Annotated in this window: 5 protein-coding genes; all 5 read right to left on the minus strand. The window is 63.9% G+C overall.

Annotated features, from left to right (window positions below; genetic code table 11):
- Nucleotides 1-189 precede the first annotated feature (189 nt).
- The 5 genes from BG22_RS07915 to BG22_RS07935 all read right to left on the minus strand — a co-directional run bounded on the left by BG22_RS07915 (nt 190) and on the right by BG22_RS07935 (nt 8,564).
- The gene (locus tag BG22_RS07915; protein ID WP_140494670.1) at nt 190-1,830 is read right to left on the minus strand and encodes an MFS transporter; all 1,641 of its coding nucleotides are present in this window, start codon (nt 1,828-1,830) and stop codon (nt 190-192) included.
- 210 nt (nt 1,831-2,040) lie between these two features.
- Nucleotides 2,041-3,402 carry an MFS transporter gene (locus BG22_RS07920; protein WP_094667939.1) on the minus strand — a complete coding sequence of 454 codons (1,362 nt, stop codon included), beginning with the start codon at nt 3,400-3,402 and terminating at the stop codon, nt 2,041-2,043.
- A gap of 30 nt (nt 3,403-3,432) precedes the next feature.
- A complete protein-coding gene (gene gtfA / locus BG22_RS07925; protein WP_140494672.1) occupies nt 3,433-4,959 on the minus strand; it encodes a sucrose phosphorylase in 1,527 nt (508 codons plus the stop codon).
- A 462-nt stretch (nt 4,960-5,421) separates the two neighbouring features.
- Nucleotides 5,422-6,687 (minus strand): ABC transporter substrate-binding protein, encoded by a 1,266-nt coding sequence (locus BG22_RS07930; protein ID WP_140494674.1) that lies wholly within the window; start codon nt 6,685-6,687, stop codon nt 5,422-5,424.
- Between the two features lie 608 nt (nt 6,688-7,295).
- The gene (locus BG22_RS07935) at nt 7,296-8,564 is read right to left on the minus strand and encodes an ABC transporter substrate-binding protein (RefSeq protein WP_140494676.1); all 1,269 of its coding nucleotides are present in this window, start codon (nt 8,562-8,564) and stop codon (nt 7,296-7,298) included.
- Nucleotides 8,565-8,874 lie beyond the last annotated feature (310 nt).

The following is an 8,874-nucleotide window of genomic DNA, read 5'->3' on the forward strand; positions in this document are numbered from 1 at the left end:
GTGTCAAAGTGGGACGAAACGTAACACTATGTCGTGTGAAACTTACGTTTCGTCCCGTTTCGGATTCCGTTTCGTAATTGTCTGAGTGGTGTTGGCTCCTCATCTGGAGAGCATCACCACTCAGACAATTGCGAAACGGATCACTGGCGCCCGCCACCATCAACCAGCGCCAACCGGCGCCATCCAGCGTCAGTCAGTGGAACCGGCGGACAGCAGGGTCGTGATGCCGGCGAGCAGCACCAGCACGATGCCGGCCGGGAACAGCAGGTAGTAGCCGAAGCTCGACTCGAAGCCGTTGACCAGCAAGGCCCCGACGATGGCAGCGAGCGCCAGACCCGCCGAATTGGCAAGCGCGTAGACGCCGAGGTCATGGCCGGCGGTGCGCGGATCGGGCAGCGAGTCCATCACCAGCTCCAAACCCAGCGCATCGTATAGGCCGAAGGCGAAGCCGGAGATCAGCGCGAAGGCGATCATACCGTTCTCGCGCGCGGTACCTGTGGACCAGACGCCCAGCCCCCAGACCAAAACCAGACCGAACGCATACAGCAGACAGGACGCGGCCACGACCTGAGCCGTGGGAACACCCTTCTCCTCGATCCACTCGGAGATCGGCCCGGCGGCCCAGGAGGCGAGCGCGGCGCCGATGAGCGTGGCCACGGCCATGGCGATGATAAGGAATCCGGCGGGGATGGTCATAGGCGCGGACGTGAGCACCACGGCCTTGCCGTACACCCAGAAGCGCACGAGGTACCACAGGAACACCCCGGTCATGCCCACACCGGCCATCATCAGCGTGCGGGCGGCGAACACACGGGCGAAGGCGGGCGCGTGCGAGGGGAATTTCAACTGGCCGAGCACGGCGTCACCGTCCATGACGACGCGCGGCTGCTCCTGGCTGGACGGTTCCTTCGGCAGAATCAGCACCGACAGGATGCCCGACAGGGCGAAAATCGCGGCGATGGTGGTGAAGGAAGTGCCGGCGTCGAACATCACGCCGAACGCGCCCAGACACATGCCGATGGCTTGGGCCAGCATCACGCCGATGCCGTGCCAGCGTTCGATGCGCGGGCGGAACTTGTCCGGCACACGCTCGCTGATGGAGCTGGTGAGCGGGACGGACAGCATGGCGTACGCGAATTGCATGAACGCCCAGAAAATGCACAGCACGATGATGCTTGTATCCTGCCCGAGGATGAGCGTGGTGAGCGCGCACAGGAGTCCGCCGGCCACCATCCACGGGGTGCGACGGCCGAAGACCACGCGCGTACGGTCGGACAGGGCGGAGACCAGCGGCATGGAGAATATGGCAGCGATCACGCCCACCACCACCAGCACGGCGAGCGGCATGGCCAGATCCGTGGCCACGGGCAGCGGACGGCCGGTCGCGGGGTTGATGGTGACCGGAACGGCGCTGGCGGTATCGTAATGGGACAGCCGGGCCACCATGTTGGGCACGGCGATGCCGTTGAGCGCCACCCACGGCGCACCGACAAGCATGGAAGCGATGAAGAAGCCCCAGTTGAGGCGCGAGACCTTGCGAGCGTCGGGCTTCTCGCCGTTGGATGCAATCATCGGATCGCGCATGTCGAGGTACGCGGAGGCCATGTCGGGGGCCGGCGTATCCACGCTGGCCGCGGCGGCCGCGGCGGCGGACGTGCCGGCGGAGGCGAGTCGCACGGCCTGCGCCTCGGGCTGGTCCGCCGACGGCTCGGGCGGCAGACGACGGTCCTTGATGGCCAGTCGGGCCACGGCGGCCTTGTCTTCGGGGCTCAATGCCTTGTCCAGATCAGGACGATCGTCGATGCCCGGACGCACATATGGTTGCAGCATGATGCTCCACTCCTCTTCCTTGGCTCCTCACGCAAAAACCGCCCGAGCGCACTGGCTTCAGTGCACTGCGGACGGTTTGCTTTCCATGAACCTAGCTTACGCCGGGCCGCGGAACTGGCGCCAGACCACGGGACTGGCGCCGGGCGGCGCCGTGACGTCGATTGCCTGACGACGGCCCCGTACGACGGCCCAGCGAGCCCGTTTCCTTGATTACTTGATGCCGCGAATCTGCATGATGAGGAAGGCGGCGATGAGCACCACGACGATGCACACCGGGAACACGAGCCCGTAGTTGCCGCCGGTCGCCATCACCACGCCGGAGGTGAGCAGTGAGCCGAGCACGGTGGACAGGGTGTTGGCCATGTTGAGCACACCCAGATCCTTGCCGGCCTCCTTCGGGTTAGGCAGGATGGACACGTTCAGCGCCTGATCGATGGCGTTGTACACGCCGTAGCCGAAGCCGGCGATGGCGGCGAACAGGTACATGCCCCATGCGTTGTGGAAGATCCACGGCATTGCGGCGCCGATGGCGAACAGCACGCTGGCGAGCGCCACCGGAATCTTGCGCATGCCGAGACGGTCGGAGATCGGGCCGGAGACCAGGGCGGCGATCAGGGAGACGACCATCGTGATCACGGACATGGTCGCAATCACGCCGGCGGCGGCGGTCTTGAGCTGCTCGGCGTCGTACCCGGAGTCGGAGAAGGTGTAGTACTTGACCACGTACAGCAGGTAGCCGTTGATCATCTGGTAGCCGGCCACCATCATCAGACGGCCGAACAGGGCGTAGTAGAAGTTGCGAGCGCCCTTGCCGTGCGGCGGGATGAAGGACTTGAGCACCATCTTGACGGACACCGGCTCGCGTTCCTCGTCCACGTTGGAGGGCTCGCGCGGCCAGATGCCGACCACGATGATGCCGACCAGCGCGAAGCCGAGCGCGCCGAGGGCGAAGCCAAGGTCGATGTTGCTGATGAGCAGGGAGCCGACGAGCGAGCCGGCGGTCTGGCCCAGCACGCCGCCCGCGCCCATGAAGGAGGAGACGGAACCGCGGAACTTGTCCGGCACGCGGTCGGACAGGGTGGCCACGAACGGCGCGTTCATCCAGTTGTAGAACAGCTGCATGCCGCACCACAGCAGCAGGATGAGCGGCAGCGAACGGGTGACCAGCAGGCCCGCCACGCACGCGCCACACAGGATGCCGCCGCTGATGATCCACAGCGTGCGCTTGCCCCACTTCGAGCGGGTGAGGTCAGAGAAGGTGCCGAAGATGATGTTGGCGAACAGCGCCACCACCGAACCGATGCTGTTGATCGAACCGATGAACGCCTCACGCTGTCCGGGGGCGATCTGGTCGACGAGCTGGGGCACCAGGATGGACGACAGCGACACCCAGACGATGCCGGTGATGATCAGGCTGATGGTGAAGCCCGCGCCGAGCCTGACCACGTCCTTGATGGACGGGCGACGGCCGTAGCTGTCGAGCAACGGGTCGGTTTGGGGCTGGTCCGGAGTGCCGATGGTGGCGTCGGCTTGGGCCGGGGCGATTTCAGCGTCGTTGTGTACTGCTGACATGGTGGTTGTACTGGCTTTCTTTCTTACTGATCAGTCAAGGGTTACGGCGGGCGGGTTGTTGAGGAGGTCGTGGGTCTCGTGGTCACCGGTAGCATCGGTCCACGCGAGGCTGGCGACCGGAGTGGCGTTGTCGGCGCCGAGACCACGGCCGGGCTCGAAGGTGAGGGCTGCCTTGGTCGAGCCGTCGGCGGCGGTCCAGCGGAAGGTGATGGACTTGTCGCCGTCAGCCTCGTAGCCGAACTCGCCGTCAAAGGCCGGCAGTTCGTTGCGGAACCGGGCCAGGGCGTTCAGCGCCTTGACGACCGGACGCTGCAGGTCCTCGTCGATTTCGGCCACGGAGTAGTAGTGGCGGTTGATGTCGCGACCGTTGTTGGTGCGACGCAGCAGATCCATGTCGTTGCGTCCGGCGAGCGCGCCGACGTAGTAGACCTGCGGCACCCCGGGCAGGAAGAACTGCACGGCGCGGGCGGCGATGTAGTGCTGGTCGTTGCAGCCGAGGGCGGAGTAGTACGTGGAGTTGACCTGGTAGAGGTCGAGGTTGCTCGCCGCGGCACCGGTGGCGGCCTGGGACTCACCGTGAGTGTTGGCATGGATGGTCTTGACCATGTTGTCTACATCCTCATCCGGCACAAGGCCCTTCAGGGAGCGGTCGAGCTGATCGGAGCCGATGTCGATGACGCCGATGCCATCGTGCGTGTCGAGCACGGTGACGGCGTTGTTCGGGCGGATTTCGGTCCAGTGGGCCACCGGCTCCACATGGCCGGTGAACAGGGAGTGCAGGAGCAGCGGCGGCAGCGCGAAGTCATAGACGCGGTCCACCTTGGAGGCGATCTCGACCTGCTTCTTGTAGTAGCTGTGGACCTCGATGAGAATCTCAAGGCCGCGCTTGACGCCCTCCTCGCGCAGACGGGAGATGAGCTTGAAGGTCTTCGGGGTCATGAAGCAGCTGGTGCCGGCCTCCTTGGCGCCGTAGCCGACGGCGTCGAGACGGATGTAGCTCACATGGCTGGCGGCCATCTGGTCGAAGATGGACATCAGGTATTCCCAGCCCTTATCGGAATCGGTGTCGATGTCCACCTGCTGCGGGGTGAAGCTCACCCACACCAAACGGGTCTTGCCCGCGAACTTGTAGTGGGTGAACGGCAGGCCCGGACGCGGGCGGTAGATGCCGGCCAGATCCTCCTCGGTGGCGCCGTTCGGGAACACGGAGCTCATGGTGAGGAACATCGGGTAGTACTCGGATTCCTCGCCGTTCTGCAGCACGTCCTGGAACTGGGCGGACTCCCAGCTCATATGGTTGACGATGGCGTCCACCATGATGTCGTGGGTCTTGGAGAGCTCGGCGACATCGTCCCAGGAGCCGAGGCGGGAGTCCACCTTGGTGTGGTCGATGGGGTCGAAGCCGGCGTCCGCGCCGTCGAACGGGGTGAAGAACGGCAGTACATGCACGCCTTCGTAGACGCCTTGGAAACGGGTGCGCAGGATGTCGGTCATGCCGGCGATGGTGCCGTTGCCGAGGCGATCCGCATAGGTGATGAGCTGGACTTTGTTCTTCATGGGCAACTCCTGTGTTGTGCTGTGACGCTCTGTGTCGAACCGGTTCGATATTACCGCCGACGGAGTTGGCACGTCCAATCGCCCGGCGTGTCGAACCGGTTCGATGTGTTGCGTGCGAAAGACCCAGATGCGCCCGAATTGACATGCGCCAATCGACCGGAACGCAGACGGGCTGATTGCTTGGGAAATGGAGCCTAGTGGTCTATCTCTTAAATAATTGAGGGTTTCAGCTTTTTCCCTCCCCCAGTCAGCTTCGCTGCCAGCCCCTCGTCAGAGGAGGCCAACACCACTCAGGCAATTGCGAGACAGACCACCAGCCCACACGACTCCCTGTATGACAACGTTGGCACACAGGGCCGAAGAAAACCCCGCCCGAATAGGAAGGCGGGGTTGTTGTGGAGGGAAACATCCGGCGGCTCCGACGCCGGACGATTGTTGTGTTGGGGTGTCACCAATCCGGCGTTACTTCGTCGGCACGGCACCCTCCTGGGCGTGGTCGAAGTTCGGCTTGTTGCTGCCGTCGAACTTGTAGACGCCGATGGATGCGGTGGCCGGGTCATGGTCGTCGTTGAACGAGCCGATGCCGGACTGGGCTTTGTACTTGATGTCCTTGCCGGACTTAAGCGCGGCCACGCAGTCCTTGTAGGTGCTGCACTCCTCGCCGCCGTTCGCCCCGGAGACGGCCATCAGGTTGGCGGAGACGGTGGCCGGCTTGTTGTCGCCGCCCTTGGTCGCCGCCAGCGCCGACAGAATCACGGCGTCGTAGGTCTCGGCCGCATAGGTGTAGTCCTTGAGGTCCTTGACCTGCGTCTTCAGACGGGCCTGGAAGTCCTCGCCCGGGTGGGCGCCCGGGATGGTGCCCTTGGAGCCCTCAAGCAGGCCGGCGTCCAGATCCTTGGAGTAGTCGGCGGTGTTGCCGTCGGTCATGTACAGCTTGTGGGTGTCCACGCCCTGCGAAGCGAGCTCCTTGAAGATGGACTTGGACTGGTCGAACGCGATGACCAGCACGGCGTCGGGGTTGGAGGCCTTGATGGCGGTCACGATGGACGAGAAGTTGGTCTCGGCCGGGTCGAAGGTGTCCTTCTCGCCGTACACCACGTTCACGCCCGCACTCTCGACGGTCTTGACCACCACGTCACGCAGCGAGGTGCCGTACTCGTCGTTGAACACCGCGATGGCGAGGTTCTTGACGCCGTCCTGCGCGATCACCTGGCCCAGCACCGCGCCCTGCACGGTGTCCGGCGGAATCACGCGGAAGAAGTTCTTGTCCAGACCGGAGAACGCGGTCGAAGTGGCGCCCTGGGAAATCATCGGCACGCCCGCGGACGTCACCTGCTTGTAACTGTTCTTCACCACCGAGCTGGACGGCGGGCCAATCACCACGGACGGATTCTTGGACAGGGCGGACTGGGCCGCGGCGCTGTTCTGGTCGGCATGGTCGCCGTCGGACGTATCGGCGATGGACGACTGGGCGTCCGCTCCATTGACGCCGCCGGCCTCGTTGATGTCCGCGATGGCCAGCTTGAAGCCGGCCTCCTCCGGCGGGCCGAGGTAGGCGAGCGAGCCGGTCTGCGGGAACATCGCGGCGGCATAGAACGCCTGGGATTCGGACTTGCTGTCCGTGGAGCCGGTGGACGAGCCGCCGGAACTGCCGCAGCCTGCGAGCACCATCACGGCAGCCGCCACGGCGGCGGTGCACGTCATCATGATTGTCTTGTTGCTGGTCATAAACCACCACTTCCTCTCTAGCCCTTGCGGGCAATGGTGTGAGATGCGAGCGTTACCTTCTCGAATCTTGACTGCCACTGTAGGCGAGCAGAAAGTCGGTGAGATTGTGGCTGTGTAACCACCTGATTGACTCCGAAAACTGTTGGAAATACTGGGGTTTGCGATGGTCTAAGGCCGCTGCGGAATACGTGGTGCAGTCGGCCTTGCGATGCGAATTTCGCACCGCTACGGCGGCGGGGCGGCGGGCGCGCAGCCCATGCAGCCGGGCACACGGCGCACGGTAAAATCCACCGCACTATTCCGCACATCCCAGTCCGCAGCTACCCGAATCGCGGCCTGGCGCCGCAAATCGCCCTCCAACACTCGGTTTCCGTCCGGTTTCTGTCAGAACACCTTCACTTCTGTAAGAAACCGGACGAAAAAACGCGAATTTGCGTCCGGTTTCTGTCAGAAGAACCATGCTCCTGACAGAAACCGGACGGAAGCCGGCATCCGCCAACGAAAAGGCTCCCGAGCCGAAGCCACGGGAGCCTTGGGGAGCGAAAAGCCGAAGGGACCGGCCAATCGCACGGACCGACCGAATCAGCCAGCCAAATCAGCCAACCGCATCAGTCGGTGGGGACCTTGCCTTCCTGGGTGTGATCGAACTGCGGCACGTTCTTGCCGTCGAACACGTACACGCCGATGTTCGCGGAGCTCGGGTCGTTGTTCTTGTTGAACGGTCCGATACCGGTCAGGCCCTTGTACGTGATGTCCTTGCCGGACTTCAGCGCGGCCACGCAATCCTTGTAGGTGCTGCACTCCTCGCCGCCGTTCGCGCCGGAGACCGCGGCCATGTTCTTCTGGATGGTCTCGCCGTCGGCGGAACCGCCCTTCTGCGCCGCGAGGGCCGCAAGGATGATGCCGTCGTAGGTTTCGGCGCCGTAGGTGAAGGTGGAGATGTCCTTGCCGTAGGCCTTGACGAGCTTGGCCTGGAAGTCGTCGGAGGCCATCACGCCGGGGATGGTGCCCTTCGCGCCTTCAAGCAGACCGGCGTCCAGATCCTTGGAGTAGTCGGCGGTGTTGCCGTCCACGAAGTAGAGCTTGTGGGTATCCACGCCCTGAGAGGCGAGTTCCTTGACCAGCGCCTTGGTCTGGTCGAAGGCCACGATGGCGATGGCGTCCGGGTTGGAGGCCTTGATGGCGGTGGCGATCGACGAGAAGTTGGTCTCGGTCGGATCGAAGGCGTCGTCCTTGCCGTAGACCACGTTCACACCGGCGGATTCCGCGGTCTTGACGATGGTGTCACGCAGGCCGGTGCCGTACTCGTCGTTGAACACCGCGACGGCGAGGTTCTTGACGCCGTCCTGCGCAATCACCTGGCCCAGCACCGCGCCCTGCACGGAGTCCGGCGGCACGGTGCGGAAGAAGTACGGGCTCAGGCCGGAGAAGTCGGAGCTGGTGGCGCCCATGGAGAGCATCGGCACATTGGCGGTGGTGATGGTCTTATAGACGTTCTTCACCACGGAGCTGGAGGCCGGGCCGATCACGAAGGACGGGTTCTTGCTCATCACGGACTGGGTGGCCGAGGAGTTCTGGTCGGCGTGGTCGGCGTCCGAGGTGTCGGCGTCCACGGTGGTGACGTCCTTGCCGAGCACGCCGCCGGCCTCGTTGATGTCGGAGACGGCCAGCTTCTCGGCCGCAAGCTCGGGCGGGGCCAGGTATGCCAGCGAGCCGGTTTCGGGCCACAGACCACCGAGCACGAAGGTGTCGGTCTTCTTGGTCTCCGTGGCACCGGAATCAGTGCCGGCGTTCGAGCTGGAGCCGCAGCCCGCGAGCGCCATCACGGCCGCCGCAAGCATGGCCGTCACCGCCACCGATGTCTTCTTGATATTCATATAAAGCCACCTATCCTCTCTTACACCCTTACGGGCAGTGGTTGCGATGCGGGAGACGGATGCCTCGGGGCAGACCCGCAGGCCCAAAGGCCTATGCAGTCGCCCATCGAAGATCGTTCCCGAATCTTGGGCTTGACACTAAACGCCGGTTGCTTCGATTGCGTTGTTCCCATGTAACCGCCTGATGAAGTCCGAAAACTGTTGGAAACATGCGGTTTTAGAGGTATTTTCAGGCATGCTTGCGCGCGGCCTCTAGGCGCACCGAGGGAAAGCGCCGAGCCGTAAAGAGGACAGTCCAGTGGACTGTCCT

Source organism: Bifidobacterium sp. UTBIF-78 (assembly GCF_006408945.1).
In the GTDB taxonomy this organism is placed as follows: domain Bacteria; phylum Actinomycetota; class Actinomycetes; order Actinomycetales; family Bifidobacteriaceae; genus Bifidobacterium; species Bifidobacterium myosotis.